The following is a 23,752-nucleotide window of genomic DNA, read 5'->3' as shown; positions in this document are numbered from 1 at the left end:
ATGACAGCTGACAGATTTCAATATCTGTCAGCTGTCATTCGTCGCCTGTCGGAACTCCTGCGCCTCCCCCGTCACGTCATCCCTGGTTCAGCGGCAGCGCGAGATCCACCACCTGCCACCCCCGCGGGAACGACCCGGTCGAGTTCGCCTTCCCCGTCAGCAGATTGACCTTGAACGCCTTGCCGCCCGTCACCGCGTACCCGCTGTTCGTCCCGTTCCGCGCCGAGCTGTAGATGTCGAACCCGGAGTTCAGCGGCGCGTCCACGGCCGGCTTCCCCGTCGGCGCGAGGTTGCCGGCGTTGGCGGGCGACTGCACCGACACCTGGTCAAGGGTGGTGTCGAGGTCGAAGAGGGTGGTGGCCGTCGTCGCGTCGAGGTCGTTGTTCGTGTACGCGGCTCCGGTCACGCCGCTCGCGGTGGCACCCGGGTTCGGGGGCACCGGCGGGTTGGTGAGGGTGCCGTCGACCGCCGTGGTGTTCGGGGCCGGGGCTCCCGCCGGGTCGTCGATGTTGTGGCGGAGGTTCTGGCCCGTGTCACTGATGACGCGCAGCCGGTTGGCGGCCGGGTTGAAGTCGACGCCGAAGGCCTTGCCCTGGAGGGCGACGGTCAGCTGCGAGACCTTGGTGGCGCGGGCGCCGATCTCGCGGATCGTGTAGATGCCGCCCTGGTCACCGACGGCGTACAACTTCTTGTCCTGCACGCGGTAGTCGATGCCGACCAGCGCCTTGTCGCCCTTGAGCCCGTCGACCTTCCCGAGGGGCACGACGGCACCGGGCCGGTCGACATGGAACGTCACCAGTCGCTGGTCCGCGGTGAGCCCGAGGGCCCGCAGCCCACCGGGCGCGAGCGCCCGCGGCAGACCGCCCGCGGCTCCCTTGGCCGCGACGCCGGACCCCCGCCCGGCCGACTCCCCGCCCAGCGCCCCGGCCCCGACGGCCCCGACCGTCCCGATCGCAACGGCCATCGTGAACACGCCAATGACTGCCTGCTTACGCATGTTGCCCCCGTGAGAGGTCCGGCGACCCACCCCCTGCGAGCCGCTCACCCTGCCCTTCGGAGCCCCCGCGCCCCCCGGATTGCAAAAACCCCGGTTCCGTTACATCCGTTACGGACGTGACAGAACCGGGGCATTTGAGGAAAGGGCAGCGCCCCTGCGGGGCCGCGGCCCCGCAGGGGCGCTGCCCTTAGGGGCGCGGGGAACTGCGCGACCAGCCACAACCGGCCCGCAGCCGTCAAACAACCGTCCCCGCGAAGCGACTAACAGCCAATCAACCGACTGGCCAGGTACCCCTCGATCTGGTCCAAAGACACCCGCTCCTGCTTCATGGTGTCCCGCTCCCGAACAGTCACCGCGTTGTCATCGAGCGTGTCGAAGTCAACGGTCACACAGAACGGCGTACCGATCTCATCCTGGCGCCGATAACGGCGCCCAATGGCACCGGCGTCATCGAAGTCGATGTTCCAGTGCTGCCGAAGAGCCGTGGCAAGCCCCTTGGCCTTGGGAGACAGCTCGGGGTTCCTCGACAACGGCAGCACCGCGACCTTGACCGGCGACAGCCGCGGGTCGAGACGCAGCACGGTCCGCTTCTCCAGCTTGCCCTTGGCGTTGGGCGCCTCGTCCTCGACGTACGCGTCAAGCAGGAACGCGAGCATCGCGCGGCCGACACCGGCCGCGGGCTCGATGACGTACGGAGTCCAGCGCTCGCCGGCCTCCTGGTCGAAGTAGGAGAGGTCCTGGCCGGAGGCCTTGGAGTGGGCGTTGAGGTCGTAGTCCGTGCGGTTGGCGACGCCCTCCAGCTCACCCCACTCGTTGCCGCCGAACTGGAAGCGGTACTCGATGTCGGCGGTGCGCTTGGAGTAGTGGGAGAGCTTCTCGGCCGGGTGCTCGTACCAGCGCATGTTCTCCTCGCGCATGCCGAGGCCCGTGTACCAGTTCCAGCGCTCCTGCATCCAGTACTCCTGCCACTTCTCGTCCTCGCCCGGCTTGACGAAGAACTCCATCTCCATCTGCTCGAACTCGCGGGTGCGGAAGATGAAGTTGCCGGGCGTGATCTCGTTGCGGAAGGACTTGCCCATCTGGCCGATACCGAACGGCGGCTTGCGGCGCGAAGTCTGCTGGACCTGGGCGAAGTTGGTGAAAATACCCTGCGCGGTCTCGGGGCGCAGGTAGGCGACGGAGCCGCTGTCCTGGGTGGGGCCGAGGTGCGTGGCGAGCAGGCCGGAGAACTGCTTGGGCTCGGTGAACTGGCCCTTGTTGCCGCAGTTCGGGCAGTTGATGTCCGCGAGGCCGTTCTCGGGCAGCCTGTTGTGCTTGGCCTCGTACGCCTCTTCAAGGTGGTCCGCGCGGTACCGCTTGTGACACGAGGTGCACTCGGTGAGCGGGTCGGAGAAGGTGGCGACGTGACCGGAGGCCACCCAGACCTCCGTCGCCAGGATCACGGACGAGTCGATACCGACGACGTCCTCACGTGACGTCACCATGTAGCGCCACCACTGACGCTTGATGTTCTCCTTGAGCTCGACACCCAGCGGCCCGTAGTCCCAGGCGGCCTTCTGGCCGCCGTAGATCTCACTGCACGGGTAGACGAAGCCACGGCGCTTGCTCAGGCTGACGATGGTGTCGATCTTGTCGGCGGCCACGGTGCTCTCTTCATTACGACGACGGGCGACGAAGCGGTTGCTTCACAGCGATTGCTTCAAAGCGAATGCTTCAGATTACCGGCGGTCCCGCCCCCCGGATCAAATCGGTTGGGGTCGCCGACCGTGCACTACCGCCCCACCCGTCCCATACCGGGATGAAGCTCAAATCACAAGACTAGTTGTTGACAATCGTTTCCAGATTAGTTGAAAATGAGTGTCATGAACGTACGACGACGACTCATATCGGGTACCGCGGTCGCAGCGGCCACCACCCTCGGCCTCGGGGTCCTCTCCGCGTGCTCATCCGACTCGGATGCCGCCGACAGCAAGGCCAGCGGGAAGCTCGACGTCGTGGCGTCGTTCTATCCGATGCAGTATCTCGCCGAGCAGATCGGCGGGGACCACGTCAGCGTCACCAACCTGACCGAGCCCGGCCAGGAGCCGCACGACCTGGAGATCAGCGCCAAGCAGACCGCGCAGCTCCAGGAGGCGGACGCGGCCCTCTACCTCAAGGACCTTCAGCCGGCCGTCGACGACGCCGTGGCGCAGTCCGAGGTCAAGACCAAGATCGACGCGGCCACGCTGAGCACCCTTGAGGACCACGGCAGCACGGGCCACGCCCACGAGGGCGAGGAAGAGCCCGCCGAGGAGGAAGAGGAGTCCGGCCTCGACCCGCACATCTGGCTCGACCCGGTGAAGTACGCCGAGGTCGCCGAGGGTGTGGGCAAGGCCTTCGAGAAGGCCGACCCGGACAACGCGGCGGACTACAAGAAGAACACCGAAGAGCTGACGAAGAAGCTCGGCACCCTCAACACCGAGTTCGAGGACGGGCTGAAGTCCGCCAAGTCGAAGGTCTTCTTCACCAACCACTCGGCCTTCAGCTACCTCGCCGAGCGCTACGGCCTGACCCAGGAGGCCATTTCCGGCCTCGACCCGGAGAGCGAACCCAGCCCGGCGCGGGTAAAGGAACTCCAGGAGGAGGCCAAGGCCGACGGCGTCACGACCGTCTTCTACGAGACGCTGGTCTCCGACAAGACCGCGAAGACCCTGGCCAAGGACGCCGGGCTCAAGACTGATGTACTCGACCCCCTTGAGGGCATCACCGACAAGTCCAAGGGCGACGACTACATCGAGGTCATGCAGTCGAACCTGGCGGCGCTGAAGAAGGCCCTCGGCGCGGCGTGAGGCACCGGAAGCTCCGGACGCACGAGTCGCACGAGACGCATGAGATGCGCCAGATACACGTACACGAGATGCACCGGAAGTGAAGCAGCAGCAGTGAGCACCAGGAAGGCGCGAGCCATGAAAGCCGACCAGCTCGGAGACCCGGTCATAGCCCTGCGCGAAGTGACCGCGGAACTCGGCTCGCGCCCCGTGCTGCGCGGCATCGACCTCACCGTCCACGGCGGTGAGGTCGTCGCGCTGCTCGGCGCCAACGGCTCGGGCAAGTCGACCGCCGTCCGCACGATCATCGGCCAAGTCCCGGTCAGCGGCGGCGAGATCGAGATCTTCGGCACTCCCCGCAGCCGCTTCCGCGACTGGGCGCGCGTGGGGTACGTACCGCAGCGCACGACGGCCGCCGGCGGTGTGCCCGCGACGGTGACCGAGGTGGTGTCCTCGGGCCGGCTCTCCCGCACCCGCTTCGGCGTGCTGCGCAAGGCCGACCACCAGGCCGTACGCGCGGCGCTCGAACTCGTCGGCATGGCGGGCCACGCCAAGGAATCCGTCAACGCCCTCTCCGGCGGCCAGCACCAGCGCGTCCTGATAGCACGCGCCCTGGCCTCCGGGCCCGAGCTGCTGATCATGGACGAGCCGATGGCGGGCGTCGACCTGGCCAGCCAGGAGGTACTCGCGGCGACCCTGCGCAAGCAGGTCTCCCAAGGCACCTCCGTCCTCCTCGTCCTGCACGAACTGGGCCCCCTGGAGCCGCTGATCGACCGCGCGGTCGTGCTGCGCGACGGCTGCGTGATGCACGACGGCCCGCCCCCGGCCGCGGTCGGCCAGCACGCGCTGCCCGGCCACGACCACGTACACCCGCACGCGGCTCACGACGCCGAACCGATCCGTACCGGACTGCTGAGCTGATCACCATGAACCTGGAAATCCTCGACTACGCGTTCATGCAGCGGGCCCTGCTCGCCGCGGTCCTCGTCGGCATCACCGCGCCCGCCGTCGGCATCTACCTCGTGCAGCGCCGCCAGGCCCTGATGGGCGACGGAATCGGCCATGTCGCGATGACCGGCGTCGGCCTGGGCTTCCTGCTGTCCTGGTCTCCGGTGTGGATGGCGACAGCCGTCGCCGTGCTCGGCGCGGTGCTCATGGAGCTGATCCGCTGGTACGGCAGGACGCGCGGCGACATCGCGCTCGCGATGCTCTTCTACGGCGGCATGGCGGGCGGTGTGATGCTGATCAACCTCGCGCCTGGCGGCTCCAACGCCAACCTGAGCTCGTACCTCTTCGGCTCGCTCTCGACGGTGTCGGAGAGCGACGTGACGGCGATCTGTCTGCTCGCCGCGTTCGTGCTCCTCGTCACTCTGGGCCTGCGCCGGCAGCTGTTCGCGGTCAGCCAGGACGAGGAGTTCGCGCGCGTCACGGGACTGCCCGTGCGCGCCCTGAACCTGCTCACCGCCATCACGGCGGCCGTCACGGTCACGGTCGCCATGCGAGTCGTCGGCCTGCTGCTGGTGAGCGCGCTGATGGTGGTCCCGGTGGCCGCCGCGCAGCAGCTCAGCCGCAGTTTCGCCGCCACCTTCGCCATCGCGGTGGCCATCGGCGTGAGCGTGACCATCGGCGGCACGGTGACCTCGTACTACCAGGACGTGCCGCCCGGCGCGACCATCGTGCTCCTGGCCATCGGCGCGTTCATCCTGCTCACCGCGCTGGCGACGCCGATCGCCCGGCGCCGGGTGCGGGCCGCCGCACGGCTCGCGGCACAGGAGGCCGGCGACCCGGCGGAGTGCGCGATTCCGGCCACCCGCTCCGGTACGGGGAAGGTCGGCGTCTGACCGCTCTTGGCTCGGGGTGCCACAATGGCCCGGCAAGCCGCAGACGTTTGGAGGCAACGGTGACGACCGCTGGATCACCCGTAAGGGGCCGTTCGACCCGGCAGCGCACCGCCGTGGCGGCGGCGCTCGACGAGGTGGACGAGTTCCGCAGCGCGCAGGAACTGCACGACATGCTCAAGCACAAGGGCGACTCCGTCGGGCTCACCACGGTGTACCGCACGCTTCAGTCGCTCGCGGACGCGGGTGAGGTCGACGTGCTGCGCACGTCCGACGGTGAGTCCGTGTATCGCCGGTGTTCTACCGGCGATCACCATCACCACCTGGTCTGCCGTGTGTGTGGCAAGGCGGTGGAGGTTGAGGGGCCGGCCGTTGAGAAGTGGGCCGAGGCGATCGCTGCCGAGCATGGGTTTGTGAACGTGGCTCACACGGTCGAGATCTTTGGTACGTGTTCGGATTGTGCGGCGTTGGCCAAGGGGTAGGGCTTGGGGTTCGGTTCGCCGTTTTTGTCTGCGGGTTCGTGAGGGCTGGGCGCGCAGTTCCCCGCGCCCCTAAGGGGCGCCCCTGGCGGGGCTGCCCCTTAGCGAGGGCCGGCCCCGCCGCCCTCAGCGGGTGTCAGTAGTAGTGCTACGTGGTGTTACTCGCTCTCCGGGCGGCCGCGCATCGCCTTTTCCATTTTTTCCAGTTCCTCGTTCGGGACTGCGCCGCCGAAGCGGCGGTCTCGGGAGGCGTACTCGACGCAGGCGCGCCACAGGTCGCGGCGGTCGAAGTCGGGCCACAGGACGTCCTGGAAGACCATCTCGGCGTAAGCGCTCTGCCAGAGCAGGTAGTTGGAGGTGCGCTGCTCCCCGCTCGGGCGCAGGAACAGGTCCACGTCCGGCATGTCGGGGTAGTAGAGGTACTTCGCGAAGGTCTTCTCGGTGACCTTCTCCGGGTCGAGCCGCCCCGCCCGCACGTCCGCCGCCAGAGCCTGCGCGGCGTCCGTGATCTCGGCACGGCCGCCGTAGTTCATGCAGAAGTACAGCGTGAGCCGGTCGTTGCCCTTGGTCTGCTCCTGGGCGGTCTGCAGCTCCTTGGCCACCGACTTCCACAGCCTGGGCATCCGGCCCACCCAGCGCACCCGGATGCCGAGTTCATCGAGCTGGTCGCGGGTCTTGCGGATGAAGTCGCGGTTGAAGTTCATCAGGAAGCGCACCTCGTCCGGCGAGCGCTTCCAGTTCTCGGTGGAGAAGGCGTACAGGGAGATGGCACCGACGCCCATCTCGACCGCGCCCTGCAGCACGTCGAGGACGCGCTCGGCGCCGACCTTGTGGCCCTCGGTGCGGGGCAGCCCGCGCTCCTTGGCCCAGCGCCCGTTCCCGTCCATGATGATCGCCACGTGGTTCGGGATCAGCTCGCCGGGGAGCTTGGGCGCGCGGGCGCCGGACGGATGCGGCTCCGGCGTCTTGTACTCGCGGCGCTGGCGCCCCAGGATCCCGCGTACCACCATGTGCTTCTCGTCTCCCTCTGGTCTGTGCCCGGCCGGACGCCGGCCGGTCTCTTGTGGGCCCCTTGTGGGCTATTTCTCTACGTACCGCAGGGAGCGCAGCCCGCGCTCCAAGTGCCAGTGCAGATAGGCCGACACCAGGCCGCTGCCCTCCCTGACATACCGCGACTCGCACGCGTCCGCGGTCGCCCAGTCTCCGGTCAGCAGCGCGCCGAGCAGTTCCAGGGCCTGAGCCGAGGGTACGACGCTGCCGGGCACCCGGCAGTCGACGCAGACGGAACCTCCCGCGGCGACCGAGAAGAACCGGTTCGGTCCGGGCATCCCGCACTTGGCGCAGTCACCGAAGCTGGGCGCGTAGCCGTTCACGGCGAGGGAGCGCAGCAGGAAGGCGTCCAGGATGAGGTGCGGCTCGTGCTCCCCCTGGGCGAGCGTGCGCAGCCCGCCGACCAGCAGCAGATACTGCTGCACGGCGGGCTCGCCCTCGTGGTCGGTGAACCGCTCGGCGGTCTCCAGCATGGCCGTCCCGGCGGTGTACCGCGCGTAGTCGGCGACGATCCCGCCACCGTACGGAGCGATCGTCTCGCTCTGCGTGCACAGCGGCAGGCCGCGCCCGATCAACTCGCTGCCCCGCGCGAAGAACTGCACGTCCACGTGCGAGAACGGTTCGAGGCGCGCCCCGAACTTCGACTTCGTACGCCGTACTCCGCGGGCCACGGCACGTACGCGTCCGTGGCCGCGGGTGAGCAGGGTGATGATCCGGTCCGCCTCACCCAGCTTCTGGGTGCGCAGGACGACGCCGTCGTCCCGGAAGAGGCTCATCGTTCGCCCCCGCGGGTGTCGCCGTCGTCGCGGAACAGAGTCATGCGCCCATTCTCGCGTACGGAGTCAACGCGCGTGGTCGGGGTGGCTGATCGCGTCCCACGGCGCCATGTTCCAGGGGCTCGCCTTGTTCGCCGGGTCGAGGAGCGACTTCAGATGGGCGTCGGACACGGCCTGCGGGGCCGGCAGGTCCGCGTCCGTTCTGCCCTGGAGGCCGTCCCGCCAGACCATCCGCCCCAGCAGATAGTGCTCGGCGTACTCCTTCCAGGACCCGTACGACCTCACCACCGCCGGGACGATGTTCTTGAGCGCGGTCCAGGCGTCGGCCTCGCTCAGCATTCCGCACGCGAAGCCCCTGCGGGTGATGTCCACGTACAGCCCGGCGTCCCACGCCAGCGGCTCCACACCGAGTCGCGCCCGGGCCCGCGCGCGGTAACCGGCCCGCGAGAGGCCGTCGAGCCGGCCGACCAGTGCCTCACGCGAGGTGATCTCCCACTGGTCGGCCAGCCACCGCCGGGCCTTGTCGTCGTCGATGCGGGTGAACGGGTACAGGGTCGTCCGCGAGGCGTCCCGGTCACGGCTCACCGGTGCGCTGAGCGACACCATCCACAGCTGGTGCATGGTGAGCGGAACGGGGTATTTGCGCGCGGCCTTCGGCCCGCGCCGTCTCCATATCGCCATGGCGCCGCACCCTATGCCAGACCGTACGCAGACCGTTCTCAGGGGTTCAGGGGACCTTAGGCGATGCCCCCGGAGTCGTCCCCAAGGACGCCTCTCCCCTTCAAGGGACCTCACCCCGGCTGCGTGCGTTGGCGTACGCGGTGGCCGCGCTGAGTCGTTCCGCCATGGTCGCCGAGCGGACCGCGCCCGGTTCGCAGTCCCACTCCCGCCCGCCGCCGAACGGTCTGAGCTGTACGTACGGCCCCTCGTGCCCCATCACCACGCCCACCCGCCCTGTCCTCGTGTCGACGACGTACGTCCCGGTCTTCGGCGTCATCCGAGCACCGCCGCGAGTCGGGCCGCCGTCTCGACGGAACACCGGCCCAATTCCACGAGCGGACAAGGGGCCTCTCGCGCCAAAGTTGCCGGGTCGATCCCGAGTGTCGGCAACGTAATTCCTGCGGTGGCCAGTGCTGCGCGCAATTCCTTCACCGTTTCCTCTGCCTCGGCGACACATGCCGTCGAGTGCCGTGTGCTGTGGGCCGGTCGGTCAGCCTTCACGGTGTTCCCCTTTCCTTTTGGGTTTCACGCTTTTCATCTCTACGGTGACGCCGGCCACTTAGACTTTGGAAGACCTCTACCTCAGCAACGTTGGTGCAGTACAGGGGGGTTGGCCATGGCCAATGGTTCGCGTCAGGCGGCATGGGAGTTCTTCGGTACGGAGTTGAAGAGACGGCGCGAGGAAGCGGGATTCACGCAGGCGGAGTTGGGTTCTCGCGTTTTTGTGTCGGGCGGCTATATTGGGCAATTCGAACAGGCCATTCGGAAACCGCAGTTGGATGTGGCGCGGCGGATCGATGAGCTCCTACAAACCGACGGTTTTTTCGAGCGGCTGTGGCGAAAGCTCATCAAGGACCAGCCGTATACGGAGTACTTCGCACACGTGGTGGAGCTGGAGCGGCTCGCGACAGAGATCTGCGAGTACGCGCCGGCGGTGGTCCCCGGACTCCTCCAGACACGGGAGTACGCGCGGGCGATGTTCCTGGCGGGTAATCCACTCGCCGCCGACGAGTACGTCGAGGAACTGGTCAAGGGGCGCATGGACCGGACACAGCTCCTCAAGGACGCCGCACGGCCCGTGTATTGGGTGGTCCTCCACGAGACCGTCCTGCGAGTCCAGGTCGGCGGCCCGGCGGTCATGCCGCACCAGCTGGATCGCGTCGCGGCGATGGCGCGTGAGCGCAAGGTGCTGTTGCAGGTACTGCCGTTCGCGTCAGGGGCGCACCCGGCCATGGGGAAGATGATGAAGCTCATGGAGTTCGAGGACGCCCCACCCACCGTCTATACAGAAGGCGTGCTTTCGGGGAATCTGCTGGACGAACCGGCTGTGGTGAGACGGACCCGGGCGTCCTACGATCTGATCAGGGCCGCCGCGTTGTCGCCGGAGGCGTCCCTGGCCATGATCGAGTCGGCAGCGGAGGACCACAGACGATGCGCGAGTTCGACCTGACCAACGCCCGCTGGCGTAAGAGCACTTACAGCGGCGGGGACGGCGGGGAGGACTGCGTCGAGGTAGCCGACGGAGTGCCCGGCTCCGTACCCGTCCGGGACAGCAAGTTGCCCCACAGCCCGGTTCTGGTCGTGGGAGCCGTTGCCTGGACGGAGTTCATCGGCACGGTAGCCGTAGCGGCGCCGTAGCGGAGTGACGCCGACGCCTGCCGTCAGGTGAACGTGGGGGCCGCCCGCTTCTTTGCCAGTGTCGTACTTCCACGACCCGAGTAAAGGACACTCCCTACGGTCGCGTCGGCTGCGCCGATTCCGCTGCGCTCCACCCTTGACTCGGCCCGCTCCAGCACGGGTGAGAAGCGAGCGGACGGCCCGAGGGGAAAGGGGTCCCGAGGCGGGCTGGGCGTGCGGGTGGGCAGGGAGGCGGGCCGGGACTTACGGGCACGCGATCGCATCTCGCCAGCACGCCGGGTGGGCTTGGCGACTGCGGGCCGGTGGGTGGGTGCGCAGTCGCGCCTCGCCAGCACGCCGGGCGGGCTTAGCGGGCGGGGTGGGGGGCGGATACGCAATCGCGCCTCGCCTGCGCTGCGGGCGGGCATAACGGATGACGGCCGGTGGGAGGTGGGCGCGCGAACGCGCCTCACCAGCACGCCGGGCGGGCCTAGCGAGCGCGGGATGGGGGGCGGATACGCAATCGCGCCTCGCCTGCACGGCGGGCGGGCCTAGCGGATGACGGCCGGTGGGAGGTGGGCGCGCGAACGCGCCTCACCAGCACGCCGGGCGGGCTTAGCGAGCGCGGGATGGGGGGCGGATACGCAATCGCGCCTCGCCTGCACGGCGGGCGGGCCTAGCGGATGACGGCCGGTGGGAGGTGGGCGCGCGATCGCATCTCGCCAGCACGCCGGGGGGGCTTAGCGACTGCGGGCCGGTGGGTGGGTGCGCAGTCGCGCCTCGCCAGCACGCCAGGCGGGCTTAGCGAGCGCGGGGTGGGGGGCGGATGCGCAATCGCGCCTCGCCTGCGCTGCGGGCGGGTTCAGCGGCTTGCGGCCCCGTGCGTGGGTGCGCGGCGGGGGGCTGGCCTGCACGCCAGGCGGGGTTGGCGGTTTGCTGCCGATGGGGCGGCGGCCAAGGGATGTCTCGTAGCTGCTGATCTGCTGATCCGCTCTGAGCGGGCTGCAAGCCTGGGGCGCGCGATGCCGATGTCTTGGGCTGGAGGCGTCAGCTGCGGTCGGGTGCGTTTTCCAGCAGGTGGTCGATGTGGCGTTGGAGGATGGCCAGCGCCGTGGCCGAGGAGTGGTGGCCTGCCAGGACGTGGACCGTGAGGCCGTCGGCCAGGGCAAGGAGGGCGTGTGCTTCGCGATCGGGGTCGAGGTGCTGGGGAACTTCCCGAGTGTCCTGGCCGTAGCGGATGAGCCACGCGATGAGGTCGTGGAGCTTGGCATAGGTGTCGTGCAGGACGGCGGCCAGCTTCTCGCTGGCAGGGGCATGGGTGACGAAGGCCAGCCAGACGTGAGCCTGTGTCTTCGATTCCTCGTCCAGCAGGGCTAGTTCGGCCAGGGTGTGGGACAGCAGGGTCGATGCGGCCTGCGGGGCGGAGGTGGCGGCGATGCGCTGGTTGGCCCGCTCGCTGACGTACTGGGAGATGTGCTCCAGCGCGAAGAGCAGCATGTCCTGTTTGGTGCGGAAGCACCGCTGGACAGCACCCATGGACACGCCGGCCTGAGCGGCGACGTCGCGGAGGCTGACGGCCTCCATGCCGGAGCGCGCGATCAGGGTGCAGACGGCCTCGGCGATCTGTCGGCGCCGGTCCTCGTAGTCGACCTGCCTGGGCACGGTTTGCTCCTTCTCTCGTTCTGATGCACTTGCATCGTATCCGGATTCACTGCACGATGTGATGCGATCGCATCGGAACGATGCGCGGACATCAGGAGGGAAAGCTCGTCATGGCGAAGCAGCTCAACAGGCTCAACAGGACGGACAGCAGCTCGGGTCAGGGGCTGCTCTGGCTGTTCGGTGCCATCCTCGTCATCCAGGGCTTCGGCTCCGCCATCACGGAGGCCGGATGGGATACGAGCTTCGGTGTCGCCGGCCTCCTGCGCGCAGCCCATCTACCTGAATGGGCAACGCTCCTGGTCGGCTTCGCAGGTTTGGCCCTGGTAGGAATGGCGGCACGCCGTCACTACGCAAGGAGGCGGGCGGACCGCCATCCGTGAGAAGTCAGCAGACCAGCCGTAAAGCCTGATTGGAAGGTTTGGGACACCACCCCCACCCCCACAACCCCGCCCCACACCGACCCACCCCCCGAGCCCCCAACCAACCCCCACCCACCTCACCGCCCCACCCGAAACACCGGAAAGTACTGCCTAGGAGTAACCCCCACCACCCGTCGAAACGCCGCCACGAACGAGCTGGCGGAGGCGTAACCGACCCTTCGGGCCACCGCCTCCGTCGTCAGGCCCTCCGCGAGGAACGGCATTGCGGCCTGCATACGTAGTTGCTCCCGCCACTGGCCGAAGGCAAGGCCCGTCTCGGTGACGAAGAGGCGGGCCAACGTGCGGGAGCTCGCGCCGACTTCGGTTCCCCAGGCCGACAGGGAGCGCCCGTCCGCGGGGTCGGCGGCGAGGGCCCTGGCCACGGCGCGGGCGCGCGGGTCGACGGGTTCGGTCACCGAAACGCTGGTGACCGGGACGGGATGCAGCACGTCGAGGAGTACGGCCTCCGCACGCAAGCGGGCCTCCGGGGCCAGGTCGGTGCGGGCCAGGTGACCGATGAGGGCTTGGAGGAGGGGGCCGACGGAGACGACCGTCGGCTCGGTCCAGTCGATCTGCGGGCAGCGCGCGGGGTCCACGTACGCACTGCGCATGAGGGTGTCGCCCGCCGCCTCCGTGGTGTGGGGCAGGCCGGCGGGGATCCACAGGGCGAGCGAGGGCGGCAGCAGCCAGGAGCCGCGGTCACTGCTGACCCGGAGCAACCCCTTGGCGGACCAGGCCAGTTGGTGGACCGGGTGCCAGTGCGCAGTGAAGGTCGTCCCGCGCGGCATGGTGAAGTGCCCGACGAAGATCGCGGTGGCGGCCATGACCGGGCCTTGGTTCCGCGGCTCGGCGGCGGGCCCCGCGTGTCCGTTTCGCGACATGAGACGGCACCCTAGCCCGTAGTGGACAAGTCCCACCCGCGCCTAGCGTCGAGGCCATGCCGATGAACCGAGCACACCGCAGACTGTGCAGCTCCGAGAAGTGGGCGCAGACCACGAAGGACCACATCATCCCCTGGACGCTCGACGGCCTGGAACTCGGCGACGACGTACTGGAGATCGGTCCGGGCTACGGCGCCAATCTGCGCGTACTGATCGAACAGGTCCCGCGGGTGACGGCCGTCGAGATCGACCGGGCCACCGCCGCCCTGCTGGAGGAGAAGTGGGGCGACCGGGCCCGGATCCTCCACGCGGACGGGGCGGCCACCTCGCTCCCTGACGAGACGTTCTCCGCCGCCGTCTGCTTCATCATGCTGCACCACGTGCCCACGGCGGCCCACCAGGACCGGATCTTCGCGGAGGCCTACCGCGTGCTGCGCCCGGGCGGCGTGTTCGCGGGCGCCGACAGCCAGCCGGGCCTCCGCTTCCGGCTTCTTCACTTCCGCGACACGATGAACACGCTGGACCCGGCCGAGCTCCCGGACCGGCTGGCGAAGGCCGGCTTCACGGACGTGTCGGTGGACCTGCATCCGGCAACCGGCGGCCTCCGCTTCCGGGCCAGGCGCCCATGACGGGCCCCGCGTACCTCAACAGCGCGCCCTGCCGTAGTGCCGGGCCAGTGCGTGGAAGGCCTGCTTCGGCTCCCAGTGCCAGTCGGAGTCCGGGTCGTCGGGCCGGTCCTTGAGGGGCTTGACGATGGCGTAGGACGCCATGTCGAGGTCGTAGCGCGGGTTGTCGGGGCGGTGCGGGGCGTCGGCGGTGACGAACTCGAACGCCATCGCCGCGTGGAGGTTCATCGACTCGAAGACGTCGAGGAGATCGGTGAGATACGCGGCCTGCACCCGCTCGCTGCGCACCAGGTCGCCCTTGATCTCGGCCGGTTCCTTGCTGTAGTCGACGACGTTCCAGCCCATGCCGCCCTCTTCCGGGGCGCCGACGAACGTGCAGGTGCCGAACTCGGTGATGGCGAGCGGCTTGCCCCAGCGCAGGAACTTCTTCAACTCCCGTACGTAGTCGGCCCGTCGGGGGAAATACGAGTAGTAGTCGATCCCGACGATGTCGAAGAGGTTCCAGTCCACGTCGTCGTCCTGCGCGGCGGCGTAACTGAGTTCGCCCCCGAAGACGGACCGCCCGACCGCCGCGGCCTTCGCGGTGAACCGGGCCAGCCTCCGCTGCATCTGGACCCAATCGACGTTCCCGTCGAGCAGGTTCTGGATCCGGTCCAGGACGGTGTCGCCCGGCACGATCCCCGGCACGAACAGCCAGAACTCGCACCCCACGGCCAGTGTGACCCGCGCGCCCTGCTTCCGCAGCCGCTCCCCGTGTCGCCCGCTCTCCGCCAGATGTTCCAGGATCTCCTTCTCCGGCACGTCCCCCAGCGTCGGCTGCAACCACACGTGCAGTCCGCGCTCGGCCACCTCGGACGCCGTCGCGTTCAGCCGCTCCACCCCGTCTCCGGTGACCTCCACGGTGTCCGCGTGCAGCTCGCTCCCGATCACCCGGATGTCCTCCCGCATCCGACGCTCGCTCCACGCCGTCCCGGGGGTCTCACCGGCCCCGACGGTGTAGACGACACCTCGGTGCGTGAGCCCCCGGCGGGCCCCGGTCGCGGCGGCCGCAACCGGCGCCGGCAGAGCCCCCGCCGCAGCGGCAACGACCCCAACGGCCGCCGCGCCCGCCATGAACCGCGCCCGACTGATGCTGTTCCCCGTGTTCTTCTCCATGCCCCGAGTCTGTTCAGCCGGGGCGCTTCTGACTGTCGGCCGAAGGTCTATGGCACGCAGACCAAGGTATGAACTGCTGCGTTCCTATGGGCAGTCCATGAAACCCGGACACCCCGGGGGGCCGCTCCGGATCACTCCGCGAAGCGGCGTACGTACGTCCGCTGCCACGGTGTCTCCACGGCGTGCCGGTCGTAGTGCCGGCGGACGAACGACACCGCCTCGTCGGGCGGTACGCCGTCCAGGACGGCCAGGCAGGCCAGGGCCGTGCCGGTCCGGCCGCGGCCGCCTCCGCAGGCGATCTCGACGCGCTCGGAGGAGGTCGCGGCCCTGGTCCACGCCTCCGTCAGCACCTCGCGCGCCTGCACCCGGTCCCGGGGCAGCCAGAAGTCCGGCCACCTCAACCACCGTGTCTCCCAAGGGACTTCGGGAGGCTCCTTGCCGAGGAGGTAGACGGCGTAGGTCGGCCGGGCCACCGAGGGCGCGAGTGGGTGCCGCAGCCCCCTGCCCCGCACCAGCCGCCCGGAGGGCAGCCGCAGCACACCGGCCGTCCCGTCGTCCCAGGAAGCGCGGCGGCTCCCGGGCTCACCTGCGTCTGCGTCTGCGTCGCTCGACGTGTTCATCCGACCCCCCGTGACTCCTGCGCGGCCCTCGCCTCGATGCCCCGGAAATGATCCGCCATCGCCTTCTGCGCTCCCTCCACGTCCCGTGCTCGCAAAGCGACGACTATGTCACGGTGCCGGCGGACCGTGACGTCGGGCGTCGGGTCGTCCGTCCAGCCCCGCACGCCGGAGACCCGCCGGAACACGGTCCAGAAGGCGCCCAACAGCTGTGGCACCAGGGCGTTTCCGAGCGACGCGTACAGCAACTCGTGAAATTCCCGGTCGAGTTCGGGGAAGGGTCGGCCCGCCCGGCCCGCCTCGTCCATCCGTGCCACCACGGTCTCCAGACGGGTCAGCTCCTCATCGGTCAGTGCGCCCGCCACCCGCCGGATGAGCCCCTCCTCCAGGACCTCCCTGACCTGGAGAATCTCCGCCAACGCGCCGGTGTCGTCGCCCTGTTGGGCGAGTGTGCGGAAGGTCAGGCCGTCGACGAGCGGGGTCAGGGACGCCTGGCCCACGTACGTCCCGTAGCCGTGTCTGATCTCCACGATGTCGAGGGCCTGGAGTGCCTTGAGTGCTTCGCGGACGGAGTTGCGGCTGACGCCCAGGGACTCCATCAGCTCGGTCTCGGTGGGCAGGGGCGCGCCGGCCCGGAGCCTGCGGTCGAGGATCAGCTGCATGACCTCGCGCTGGATCTGGCTGCTCACCCGCGGCTCGCGGGCCGAGCGCACCCGGGAGAGGGAGGAGTTCACGGGGTCGTCGGACGTGCGCCGCTCAGACATGCGCCGCATCGTACGCGCGACGGACGTCCCACGTCCCACCTCCGGGCAGGACGGGTGCCGGACAGATGCTGAGCGCCCGTCAACTAACCATATTTCCGCCCGACATTGGTTGCACCTCTGGCAGAAACGGCATTCGTGCGCGTTCCCTTGACCACCCCCACGCCCCCTCCTATGGTCACGCTGCACCTATAGACGTAGGACGTCGTATCTCCCACCCCTTGCTGGAGGAACCGTGCGCGACGCGACCCCCGCACCGGCGCTGCACCGCCGGTCGTTCCTGAAGTACTCCGGCGCGCTGGGCGCGGCCGCCGCGATCACCTCCTCGCTCTCCGCCTGCTCGTCGGGTCCCGAGTCGACGAACGAGACGGGTGGCGGGGGCGAGGGCGAGGACCGGACACTGACCGCGGTGATCGGCTACGGGAACGACCAGAGCTGGGACCCGTTGATGACGGCCTCGGCGTTCGCGATGGCCGGCAACCACCACATCTACGAGGGGCTGCTCGACACCGATCCGATCAGCCGTGAGCCGTACCCGGCGCTGGCAACCGCCGTTCCGGCCGATCCCGCCGCGACGACCTGGAAGTTCACGCTGCGGGAGGGCGCGCAGTGGCACGACGGGCAGCCCGTCACCGCCGACGACGTGGTCTTCACCTACGAACGGGCGCTGGACACCAAGACCACGACGCTCGCCTACACGTTCTTCGCGTCCTGGCTGAAGGAGGTGCGGAAGGTCGACGACAAGTCGGTGGAGCTGGTCCTCAAGTTCCCGTTCCCGGACGGGGTGCAGCGGCTCACCCTCGCGAAGATCATGCCGAAGCACGTCTTTGGGAAGGCGGGGGCGCTGGACGACGCGATGAAGGGCAAGGCGGTCGGCTCGGGGCCGTACCGGCAGGCCGCGCACCACCCGAAGTCCAACACCACCTTCGAGGCGTTCGCCGACTACAACGGGCCGCGGAAAGCCGCGTTCAAGAAGATGAACTGGCTGACGATCGTGGACGCCGCGCCGCGCGTCGCGAAGATCTCGGGTTCGAGTGCGGGCGCGCAGATCTCCGACAACATTCCGTACGCCAATATCTCCCAGCTGGAAAAGGGCGGTATGAAGGTCGAGGGCGGGGCGGGGATGAATCACCTCTTCCTTCTCTTCAACACCGCCCACAAGCCGTTCGACGACGTACGGGTGCGGCAGGCGCTGCATTACGCGATCGACACGGAGAAGATGATCCAGGCCGCGCTGCGGGGTCACGGGAAGCCGGCGACGTCGTATCTCAACGAGGGGAATCCGACGTACCGGAAGGCGAAGACCGTCTACGGCCACGACCCGGACCGGGCGAGGGAACTGCTGAAGGAGGCCGGGGTCAGCGGGCTGAAGGTCAATCTGATGGCGGTCAACGTGAGCTGGATCGTGGACTGTCTGCCGACCATCAAGGCCTCGTGGGACGCGATCGGCGTCGAGACGACCCTGGAACCGCAGGAAACCGCTGCGCTCTTCACGAAGCTGGACCAGAAGAAGGACTTCCAGGTCGTCGCGGCCGCCTCGAATCCGAATCAGTTCGGCCTCGATGCCGACCTGATCATGCATTACAACTACGGGCCGGGTAACACCTGGATGCGGTATGCCCGCTGGGAGAACAACTCCGTGGCGAAGGATCTCTTCAAGCGGATGGACCAGGCCACGCGGGAGCCGGACGCCGAGTCGAAGAAGCGGATGACTCAGGAGTACATCGATGTCGTCGCGGAGAACGCCGTCATCTATCCGGTCGTGCACAACGAGCTGATCACTGCGTGGGATGCGAAGGATTTGACGGGTATTCGGCCGCAGCCGTACCCGGGGATAAACGTTCTCCAGGCGAAGTGGGTTTAGGGGTTGTGTGGAGACTGCGGGTCCGTTGTGGCTGGTCGCGCAGTTCCCCGCGCCCCTTAAGGGCGCGTAGCGGATCAGCCAGATTCATCGGATCGGCCGGAACAGCGAGGAGAGAGAGTCGTACGTGGTCGCGATCGTCAGGATTCTGGTCCGTCGTATTGCCCTGCTCGTGCCGCTGATGCTCGGGATCGTGCTGTTCGTGTTTCTCGTGATGCGGTTCTCGGACAGTGATCCGGCGTCCGCGTACTTCCAGGGCGCGAACCCCACCGAGCAGCAGCTGCACGACTTCCGGGAGCGCAACGGGCTGCTCGATCCGTTCCCGGTGCGCTATCTCGACTTCGTCGGGGACCTGGTCCGGGGCGACATGGGCATAAGCGCGCTGACCAGGCAGCCCGTCGTCGAACAGGTCACCACCGCGCTGCCGCTCACCATGCAGCTCACCTTCCTGGGCCTCGGCATCGCCGTGGTGCTGGCCCTGCTCGGCGGGGTCACCGCGGCGATCTACCGGGACCGGCTGCCCGACCAGCTGATCCGGATCGTCTCGCTGACCGGCGTCGCCGCGCCCGGCTTCTGGCTGGCGCTGCTGATGATCCAGTACCTGGCGGTGGACTTCGGGTGGTTCCCGACCAGCGGTTACATCAACCCCGGTGACTCGTTCACGGGCTGGCTGAAGACCATGACGCTGCCCGCGTTCGCGCTGTCGCTGCCGGTCGCCGCGCAGCTGACGAGGATCGTACGGACCGCGGTGGTCGAGGAGTTGGACAAGGACTACGTACGGACGGCCATCGGGAGCGGGCTGCCGCCGGTCGTCGTGGTCGGCCGGAACGTGCTGCGCAACGCGCTCATCAACCCGCTGACCGTCCTGGGCCTGCGCGTCGGCTATCTGCTCGGCGGTGCGGTCGTCATCGAGACGATCTTCAATCTGCCGGGTATGGGGAAGCTGATGATCGACGCCGTGAAGAACGGCGATCCGGCCGTCGTGCAGGGGGTCGTGCTGACGACCGCCTTCGGCTTCGTGATCGTGAACCTCGTCATCGACATCCTCTATCTGCTGGTCAACCCGCGCCTGAGGAGTGCCGAAGCATGACCTTTTCTCGTACGCGGCTGACGGAGGCGCTCTCCCGGCCCGGCATCCGCCTCCGGGGGTTCCGGCGGCTCCCCCTGATCTCGCGGATCGCCGTCGTCGTCATCGGGATCGTCGTCCTGACGGCGCTGCTCGCCCCGCTGATCGCTCCGCACGACCCGCTCGACCAGGCAGGCCTGGTCGACAACGGAAACGGCGAGGGCGCGCCCTCCGGCTCGCACTGGATGGGGCAGGACAGCCTGGGCCGCGACATCCTCAGCCGCCTCATGTACGGGGCGCGCTGGTCACTGGCCATCGGTCTCGGCGCGACCGGACTCGCCCTCGTCGTCGGGGCGCTGCTCGGCGCGATCGCGGCGACCTCGCGCAAGGCGGTCGACGAGACGCTGATGCGCTGCCTGGACATCATCATGGCGTTCCCGGGGATCGCGCTCGCGGCCGTGTTCGTCGCGGTGTTCGGCGGCAGCATCCCGATCCTCATCGGCGCGATCGCGTTTCTCTACATGCCGCCGATGGCGCGGGTCGTACGGGCCAACGTGATGGCCCAGTACGGCGAGGACTATGTGACGGCCGAACGGGTCATCGGCGCGCGCACACCGCACATCGTGCTGAAGCACGTGGCGATCAACTGCGCGGCCCCCGTGCTGGTGTTCTGCACCGTTCAGGTCGCCGAGGCGATCGTCTTCGAGGCGTCGCTGTCCTTCATCGGGGCGGGGGTGCGGCCGCCGGACCCGTCCTGGGGCAGTGTCATCGCGGACGGCAAGAACATGGTGCTGACCGGGGGCTGGTGGGCGACCGTCTTCCCGGGCCTGCTGATGCTGATCACCGTACTGTCGCTCAACATCCTCTCCGAGGGCGTCTCGGACGCGTGGGCGGCGCCCGCGGCGCGGGACGTCCCCGAGGCCCGCAAGGAGAAGGACCGGCTGGAAGCCCCCGAGCCGGGCAGCGGGAAGGTCCTGGAGCTGCCGGGTCTGACGGAGGCGGCCAACCGGCTGCGGGCCCGGGCTCGCCAGCTGCCCGAAGGCCGGCAACCGGTGCTCAGCGTCGAGAACCTGGCCATCGGTTTCGATGCCCGCCACGGGGGTGTGGACATCGTGGACGGCATCAGTTTCGACGTACAGCCCGGTGAAGTCCTGGGCCTGGTCGGTGAGTCGGGCTGCGGTAAGTCGCTGACGGCGCTCACGGTGATGGGCCTGGAGCCGAAGGGAGCGCGGGTCCGCGGCCATGTCCGGTTCAACCAGCGGCAGTTGGTGGGCGAGCCGATGCGCGTGCGGCGCAAACTCCTCGGCCACGACATGGCGATGATCTACCAGGACGCGCTGTCGTCGCTGAACCCGGCGATGACGATCCGCTCCCAGCTCAAGCAGGTCGTACGCAGGGGCGGCAAGCGCACCGGCGCCGAACTCCTGGAGATGGTCGGCCTGGACCCCGAACGCACCCTGCGCAGCTACCCGCACGAACTCTCCGGCGGCCAGCGCCAGCGCGTCCTCATCGCCATGGCGCTGTCCCGCAGCCCGAAGCTGATCGTCGCCGACGAGCCGACGACGGCCCTGGACGTGACCGTGCAGGCGCAGATCATAGAGCTGCTGCTCCGGCTGCGCGCCGAGCTGGACTTCGCCCTGATCCTCGTCTCGCACGACCTCGCGCTCGTCGCGGACGTCACCGACCGGGTCGTCGTGATGTACGGCGGCCAGATCGTGGAGACCGGTGTGACCGCGGACCTCGTGGAGTCGCCCACCCACCACTACACGCGCGGACTGCTGGGCAGCGTCCTGTCGTTGGAGTCAGCGGCCGAGCGGATGACGCAGATCAAGGGCGTCGTCCCGGCGCCGGCCGACTTCCCGGCGGGCTGCCGGTTCGCCGACCGGTGCCCGATGGCGACGGAGGTGTGCCGTACGACGACGCCCCGGCTCACGGGACCTCCCGGCCGCCACGAGGTCGCCTGCCACCACCCGGCGATCGCTCTGCCCGCGAACGGACCCCACGGACCGCACGGACCGCACGAGCCGCACGGACCTCACGAGCCGACGGGAAGCGGGGCCCTGACATGACGAACACGAAGAATGGTGCGAGTGCGGGTACGGGCCCGGGTACGGGGAGGCGCATGAGTGACGGGACGACTCCGCTGATCGAGCTCTCCGCCACCCACGTCGTCCACAAGGCGCGCACCGGCGGCCTGTTCGCGCGCGATCGCGTGTACGCCCTGACCGGCGCCGATCTCGCCATCGCGCCCGGCGAGACGGTGGGCGTCGTCGGCGAGTCCGGCTGCGGGAAGTCGACGCTCGCCAAGGTGCTGGTGGGCGTCCAGAAGCCGACGTCCGGGACGGTGGCCTTCCGCGGCCGCGACCTGTGGACGATGAAGCCGGCCGAACGGCGTGCGGCGGTCGGCGGCAACACGGGCATGATCTTCCAGGACCCGTCGACGGCGTTGAACCGCAGGCTGACGGTACGCCAGATCCTGCGGGACCCCCTCGACGTGCACAGGCGCGGAACGGTCCGCCAACGCGAGGAGCGGGTAAGGGAGTTGATGTCCCTGGTCGGCCTGCCCAAGGTGCTGGCCGACGGGCTGCCGGGGCAGCTGTCGGGCGGGCAGCGGCAGCGCGTGGCCATCGCGCGGGCGCTGGCCCTCGATCCGGACCTGGTGGTGGCGGACGAACCGACGAGCGCGCTGGACGTGTCGGTCCGCGCCCAGATCCTCAACCTCCTCCTGGACCTGAAGGAACGGCTGGGCCTGGCCCTGGTCTTCGTCTCGCACGACATCCAGACGGTACGGAGGATGAGTGACCGCGTCATCACGATGTACCTGGGGCGGATCGTCGAGGAGTCCCCGGCCGACGAGGTGACGGACAGCGCCCGGCACCCGTACACCCGGGCCCTCTTCTCCGCGACACCCGGCCTGCTCGATCCGATCGACCCGATTCCGCTGGTCGGGCCCGTACCGTCGGCCACGCGGCCGCCGAGCGGGTGTCCGTTCCGTACCCGGTGCTGGAAGGCGAGCGAGGTGTGCGCCGAGGTCATGCCGGACTTCGCGCCGGCCTCGTCCGCCGGACATCGCTTCCGGTGCCACCATCCCGTGGAGGAGGGGCAGTCGACACGTGACCTCGTCGCACAGGCCGTCGCCACGGTCCCGGAGGCCACCGCCATGGCCGAAATCCACGGCGTCCATGACACCAACGACATCCACGACATCCGAACCCAGCAGCCCTGACCAGCAGCAGTCCCAGCCAGAAGCAGTCCCAGGGAGCCTCGATGACCCTTCCCGCCCCGCTGACCGGTGTCGTTCCGCCCGTCTGCACGCCCCTGACACCGGACCGCGAGGTGGACGTCCCCTCACTGATCAGACTGGTCGACCACCTGGTGGAGGGCGGAGTGGACGGGCTGTTCGTGCTCGGATCGTCGTCCGAGGCCGCCTACTTGACGGATCGTCACCGGAAGCTCGTCGTCGAGACGGTCGTCGGTCATCTCGCGGGGCGGCTGCCCGTGCTCGCCGGCGCCATCGACATGACGACGCCACGGGTCCTCGACCACGTCCGGTACGTCACCGACGCGGGCGCCGACGCCGTGGTCGTGACGGCTCCCTTCTACACGCGTACGCACCCGGCGGAGATCGCCCGCCACTACCGGCTCGTCGCGTCCCGCTCGCCCGTGCCGGTCTTCGCGTACGACCTCCCGGTGGCCGTGCACTCGAAACTGGACGCGGAGCTGGTGCTGGAGCTGGCCGCCGAGGGTGTGCTGGCCGGGCTGAAGGACTCCAGCGGCGACGAGGGGAACTTCCGGGCCGTCGTGACCGGGGCCCGCGCGCGGCCCGACATCGCCGGTTTCAGTGTACTGACCGGGTCCGAGCTGGTTGTCGACAGCGCGCTGGCGGTGGGGGCGGACGGGGCCGTGCCCGGGCTCGGGAACGTCGACCCGCACGGGTATGTCCGGCTGGTCCGGCTCTGCCGGGAGGGTGACTGGGCTCGCGCCCGGGCCGAACAGGAGCGGCTGTGCGGGCTGTTCGGCATGGTTCGTGTCGGTGATCCGGGGCGGATGGGGGGGAGTTCGTCGGGGCTCGGGGCGTTCAAGGCGGCGCTGTATCTGCGCGGGATCATCGACTGCCCGGCGACCGCCGAGCCGCAGGTTCCGCTGTCGGCGGGTGAAGTGGAGCGGGTGGGGAAGTTCTTGGCGGCGGCGGGCTTGCTGTAGGGGTTTTTCTCGCCCCCGCCGCCCCTACCCGTCCCATCCCTGGGGGCTGCGCCCCCAGACCCCCGCTTCGGCCTGAACGGCCTCGTCCTCAAACGCCGGACGGGCTGAGGGGGTTAGGGGCGCGGGGCTGTGACATCTGCGGCTCCGCCGCGGGGCGCGACCAGCCCCCACCCACCCGCACCCAACACCACAACCCCACGGGGTCTGGGGCGGAGCC

At 69.0% G+C, this 23,752-nt stretch carries 25 protein-coding genes; 13 read left to right on the top strand and 12 right to left on the bottom strand.

The genetic code is table 11. The features are described from left to right. Positions 1-76: 76 nt before the first annotated feature. Both AB0I18_RS42585 and AB0I18_RS42580 read right to left on the bottom strand, forming a co-directional pair. The gene (locus tag AB0I18_RS42585) at positions 77-997 is read right to left on the bottom strand and encodes a DUF4394 domain-containing protein (RefSeq protein WP_363111146.1); all 921 of its coding nucleotides are present in this window, start codon (positions 995-997) and stop codon (positions 77-79) included. 260 nt (positions 998-1,257) lie between these two features. Continuing rightward, a complete protein-coding gene (locus AB0I18_RS42580; RefSeq protein WP_363111145.1) occupies positions 1,258-2,640 on the bottom strand; it encodes a glycine--tRNA ligase in 1,383 nt (460 codons plus the stop codon). A gap of 219 nt (positions 2,641-2,859) precedes the next feature. On the opposite strand from AB0I18_RS42580, the gene AB0I18_RS42575 reads away from it, so the two are divergent. The 4 genes from AB0I18_RS42575 to AB0I18_RS42560 all read left to right on the top strand — a co-directional run bounded on the left by AB0I18_RS42575 (position 2,860) and on the right by AB0I18_RS42560 (position 6,124). After that, positions 2,860-3,825: a zinc ABC transporter substrate-binding protein gene (locus AB0I18_RS42575; protein WP_363111144.1), complete on the top strand. Its 966-nt coding sequence runs from the start codon at positions 2,860-2,862 to the stop codon at positions 3,823-3,825. Between the two features lie 117 nt (positions 3,826-3,942). After that, positions 3,943-4,725: a metal ABC transporter ATP-binding protein gene (locus AB0I18_RS42570; protein ID WP_363111143.1), complete on the top strand. Its 783-nt coding sequence runs from the start codon at positions 3,943-3,945 to the stop codon at positions 4,723-4,725. A gap of 11 nt (positions 4,726-4,736) precedes the next feature. After that, the gene (locus AB0I18_RS42565) at positions 4,737-5,645 is read left to right on the top strand and encodes a metal ABC transporter permease (protein WP_363111155.1); all 909 of its coding nucleotides are present in this window, start codon (positions 4,737-4,739) and stop codon (positions 5,643-5,645) included. A 59-nt stretch (positions 5,646-5,704) separates the two neighbouring features. Next, positions 5,705-6,124, top strand: a complete 420-nt coding sequence (locus AB0I18_RS42560; RefSeq protein ID WP_363111142.1) for a transcriptional repressor — start codon at positions 5,705-5,707, stop codon at positions 6,122-6,124. Between the two features lie 155 nt (positions 6,125-6,279). Here AB0I18_RS42560 and AB0I18_RS42555 read toward each other — a convergent pair whose 3' ends face one another. From AB0I18_RS42555 to AB0I18_RS42535, 5 genes are all read right to left on the bottom strand, one after another. After that, positions 6,280-7,131 carry an isoprenyl transferase gene (locus AB0I18_RS42555; protein WP_363111141.1) on the bottom strand — a complete coding sequence of 284 codons (852 nt, stop codon included), beginning with the start codon at positions 7,129-7,131 and terminating at the stop codon, positions 6,280-6,282. A gap of 69 nt (positions 7,132-7,200) precedes the next feature. After that, positions 7,201-7,947 (bottom strand): DNA repair protein RecO, encoded by a 747-nt coding sequence (recO, locus tag AB0I18_RS42550; protein ID WP_363111140.1) that lies wholly within the window; start codon positions 7,945-7,947, stop codon positions 7,201-7,203. Between the two features lie 66 nt (positions 7,948-8,013). After that, positions 8,014-8,628 carry a DUF1266 domain-containing protein gene (locus AB0I18_RS42545; protein ID WP_363111139.1) on the bottom strand — a complete coding sequence of 205 codons (615 nt, stop codon included), beginning with the start codon at positions 8,626-8,628 and terminating at the stop codon, positions 8,014-8,016. Positions 8,629-8,728: 100 nt separating this feature from the next. Next, complete coding sequence (locus AB0I18_RS42540; protein ID WP_363111138.1) at positions 8,729-8,944, bottom strand: hypothetical protein; 216 nt, start codon at positions 8,942-8,944, stop codon at positions 8,729-8,731. Further along, positions 8,941-9,168, bottom strand: coding sequence for a hypothetical protein (locus AB0I18_RS42535; protein ID WP_363111137.1), 228 nt, complete (start codon positions 9,166-9,168; stop codon positions 8,941-8,943). Before AB0I18_RS42535 ends, AB0I18_RS42540 begins: the two co-directional genes overlap by 4 nt. A 115-nt stretch (positions 9,169-9,283) precedes the next feature. On the opposite strand from AB0I18_RS42535, the gene AB0I18_RS42530 reads away from it, so the two are divergent. Both AB0I18_RS42530 and AB0I18_RS42525 read left to right on the top strand, forming a co-directional pair. Further along, positions 9,284-10,117 carry a helix-turn-helix transcriptional regulator gene (locus tag AB0I18_RS42530; protein ID WP_363111154.1) on the top strand — a complete coding sequence of 278 codons (834 nt, stop codon included), beginning with the start codon at positions 9,284-9,286 and terminating at the stop codon, positions 10,115-10,117. Then, positions 10,099-10,305, top strand: a complete 207-nt coding sequence (locus tag AB0I18_RS42525; protein WP_363111136.1) for a DUF397 domain-containing protein — start codon at positions 10,099-10,101, stop codon at positions 10,303-10,305. The genes AB0I18_RS42530 and AB0I18_RS42525 overlap by 19 nt, the downstream gene beginning before the upstream one ends. A gap of 1,026 nt (positions 10,306-11,331) precedes the next feature. Here the strand turns inward: AB0I18_RS42525 and AB0I18_RS42520 are convergent. Further along, positions 11,332-11,946 (bottom strand): TetR/AcrR family transcriptional regulator, encoded by a 615-nt coding sequence (locus AB0I18_RS42520; RefSeq protein ID WP_363111135.1) that lies wholly within the window; start codon positions 11,944-11,946, stop codon positions 11,332-11,334. A 110-nt stretch (positions 11,947-12,056) separates the two neighbouring features. Between AB0I18_RS42520 and AB0I18_RS42515 the strand changes: the two genes are divergently transcribed. After that, entirely contained in the window at positions 12,057-12,326 is a 270-nt protein-coding gene (locus AB0I18_RS42515; protein WP_363111134.1) for a hypothetical protein, read from the top strand. 116 nt (positions 12,327-12,442) lie between these two features. On the opposite strand, the gene AB0I18_RS42510 is transcribed toward AB0I18_RS42515, so the two are convergent. Beyond that, positions 12,443-13,246 carry a helix-turn-helix transcriptional regulator gene (locus AB0I18_RS42510; protein WP_363111133.1) on the bottom strand — a complete coding sequence of 268 codons (804 nt, stop codon included), beginning with the start codon at positions 13,244-13,246 and terminating at the stop codon, positions 12,443-12,445. Between the two features lie 56 nt (positions 13,247-13,302). On the opposite strand from AB0I18_RS42510, the gene AB0I18_RS42505 reads away from it, so the two are divergent. Continuing rightward, on the top strand, positions 13,303-13,875 hold the full coding sequence (locus AB0I18_RS42505; protein ID WP_363111132.1) for a class I SAM-dependent methyltransferase: 573 nt from the start codon (positions 13,303-13,305) through the stop codon (positions 13,873-13,875). Between the two features lie 15 nt (positions 13,876-13,890). Here the strand turns inward: AB0I18_RS42505 and AB0I18_RS42500 are convergent, their stop codons facing one another. The 3 genes from AB0I18_RS42500 to AB0I18_RS42490 all read right to left on the bottom strand — a co-directional run bounded on the left by AB0I18_RS42500 (position 13,891) and on the right by AB0I18_RS42490 (position 16,408). Further along, positions 13,891-15,027 (bottom strand): abortive phage infection protein, encoded by a 1,137-nt coding sequence (locus tag AB0I18_RS42500; RefSeq protein ID WP_363111131.1) that lies wholly within the window; start codon positions 15,025-15,027, stop codon positions 13,891-13,893. Positions 15,028-15,158: 131 nt separating this feature from the next. Beyond that, the gene (locus AB0I18_RS42495) at positions 15,159-15,647 is read right to left on the bottom strand and encodes a protein phosphatase (RefSeq protein WP_363111130.1); all 489 of its coding nucleotides are present in this window, start codon (positions 15,645-15,647) and stop codon (positions 15,159-15,161) included. After that, complete coding sequence (locus AB0I18_RS42490; protein WP_363111129.1) at positions 15,644-16,408, bottom strand: FadR/GntR family transcriptional regulator; 765 nt, start codon at positions 16,406-16,408, stop codon at positions 15,644-15,646. The genes AB0I18_RS42495 and AB0I18_RS42490 overlap by 4 nt, the downstream gene beginning before the upstream one ends. Before the next feature lie 232 nt (positions 16,409-16,640). Between AB0I18_RS42490 and AB0I18_RS42485 the strand changes: the two genes are divergently transcribed. The 5 genes from AB0I18_RS42485 to AB0I18_RS42465 all read left to right on the top strand — a co-directional run bounded on the left by AB0I18_RS42485 (position 16,641) and on the right by AB0I18_RS42465 (position 23,535). After that, positions 16,641-18,269 carry an ABC transporter substrate-binding protein gene (locus AB0I18_RS42485; RefSeq protein WP_363111128.1) on the top strand — a complete coding sequence of 543 codons (1,629 nt, stop codon included), beginning with the start codon at positions 16,641-16,643 and terminating at the stop codon, positions 18,267-18,269. Positions 18,270-18,393: 124 nt separating this feature from the next. Beyond that, a complete protein-coding gene (locus AB0I18_RS42480; RefSeq protein ID WP_363111127.1) occupies positions 18,394-19,356 on the top strand; it encodes an ABC transporter permease in 963 nt (320 codons plus the stop codon). Continuing rightward, positions 19,353-21,401, top strand: a complete 2,049-nt coding sequence (locus AB0I18_RS42475; protein ID WP_363111126.1) for a dipeptide/oligopeptide/nickel ABC transporter permease/ATP-binding protein — start codon at positions 19,353-19,355, stop codon at positions 21,399-21,401. The genes AB0I18_RS42480 and AB0I18_RS42475 overlap by 4 nt, the downstream gene beginning before the upstream one ends. Before the next feature lie 53 nt (positions 21,402-21,454). Then, positions 21,455-22,558, top strand: a complete 1,104-nt coding sequence (locus AB0I18_RS42470; RefSeq protein WP_363111125.1) for an ABC transporter ATP-binding protein — start codon at positions 21,455-21,457, stop codon at positions 22,556-22,558. Positions 22,559-22,599: 41 nt separating this feature from the next. Then, on the top strand, positions 22,600-23,535 hold the full coding sequence (locus AB0I18_RS42465; RefSeq protein WP_363111124.1) for a dihydrodipicolinate synthase family protein: 936 nt from the start codon (positions 22,600-22,602) through the stop codon (positions 23,533-23,535). Positions 23,536-23,752 lie beyond the last annotated feature (217 nt).

This window comes from Streptomyces sp. NPDC050704, assembly GCF_040654355.1.
Lineage (GTDB): Bacteria > Actinomycetota > Actinomycetes > Streptomycetales > Streptomycetaceae > Streptomyces.
This window is presented reverse-complemented; position numbering and strand designations above follow the sequence as displayed.

Bases quoted from the DNA above. Each gene is read 5' to 3' on its own strand.
- AB0I18_RS42585 (WP_363111146.1), bottom strand. From the start codon at position 997: ATGCGTAAGCAGGCAGTCATTGGCGTGTTCACGATGGCCGTTGCGATC.
- AB0I18_RS42575 (WP_363111144.1), top strand. From the start codon at position 2,860: ATGAACGTACGACGACGACTCATATCGGGTACCGCGGTCGCAGCGGCC.
- AB0I18_RS42570 (WP_363111143.1), top strand. From the start codon at position 3,943: ATGAAAGCCGACCAGCTCGGAGACCCGGTCATAGCCCTGCGCGAAGTG.
- AB0I18_RS42555 (WP_363111141.1), bottom strand. From the start codon at position 7,131: ATGGTGGTACGCGGGATCCTGGGGCGCCAGCGCCGCGAGTACAAGACG.
- recO (WP_363111140.1), bottom strand. From the start codon at position 7,947: ATGAGCCTCTTCCGGGACGACGGCGTCGTCCTGCGCACCCAGAAGCTG.
- AB0I18_RS42545 (WP_363111139.1), bottom strand. From the start codon at position 8,628: ATGGCGATATGGAGACGGCGCGGGCCGAAGGCCGCGCGCAAATACCCC.
- AB0I18_RS42540 (WP_363111138.1), bottom strand. From the start codon at position 8,944: ATGACGCCGAAGACCGGGACGTACGTCGTCGACACGAGGACAGGGCGG.
- AB0I18_RS42530 (WP_363111154.1), top strand. From the start codon at position 9,284: ATGGCCAATGGTTCGCGTCAGGCGGCATGGGAGTTCTTCGGTACGGAG.
- AB0I18_RS42525 (WP_363111136.1), top strand. From the start codon at position 10,099: ATGCGCGAGTTCGACCTGACCAACGCCCGCTGGCGTAAGAGCACTTAC.
- AB0I18_RS42515 (WP_363111134.1), top strand. From the start codon at position 12,057: ATGGCGAAGCAGCTCAACAGGCTCAACAGGACGGACAGCAGCTCGGGT.
- AB0I18_RS42510 (WP_363111133.1), bottom strand. From the start codon at position 13,246: ATGTCGCGAAACGGACACGCGGGGCCCGCCGCCGAGCCGCGGAACCAA.
- AB0I18_RS42505 (WP_363111132.1), top strand. From the start codon at position 13,303: ATGCCGATGAACCGAGCACACCGCAGACTGTGCAGCTCCGAGAAGTGG.
- AB0I18_RS42500 (WP_363111131.1), bottom strand. From the start codon at position 15,027: ATGGAGAAGAACACGGGGAACAGCATCAGTCGGGCGCGGTTCATGGCG.
- AB0I18_RS42495 (WP_363111130.1), bottom strand. From the start codon at position 15,647: ATGAACACGTCGAGCGACGCAGACGCAGACGCAGGTGAGCCCGGGAGC.
- AB0I18_RS42490 (WP_363111129.1), bottom strand. From the start codon at position 16,408: ATGTCTGAGCGGCGCACGTCCGACGACCCCGTGAACTCCTCCCTCTCC.
- AB0I18_RS42475 (WP_363111126.1), top strand. From the start codon at position 19,353: ATGACCTTTTCTCGTACGCGGCTGACGGAGGCGCTCTCCCGGCCCGGC.
- AB0I18_RS42470 (WP_363111125.1), top strand. From the start codon at position 21,455: ATGAGTGACGGGACGACTCCGCTGATCGAGCTCTCCGCCACCCACGTC.
- AB0I18_RS42465 (WP_363111124.1), top strand. From the start codon at position 22,600: ATGACCCTTCCCGCCCCGCTGACCGGTGTCGTTCCGCCCGTCTGCACG.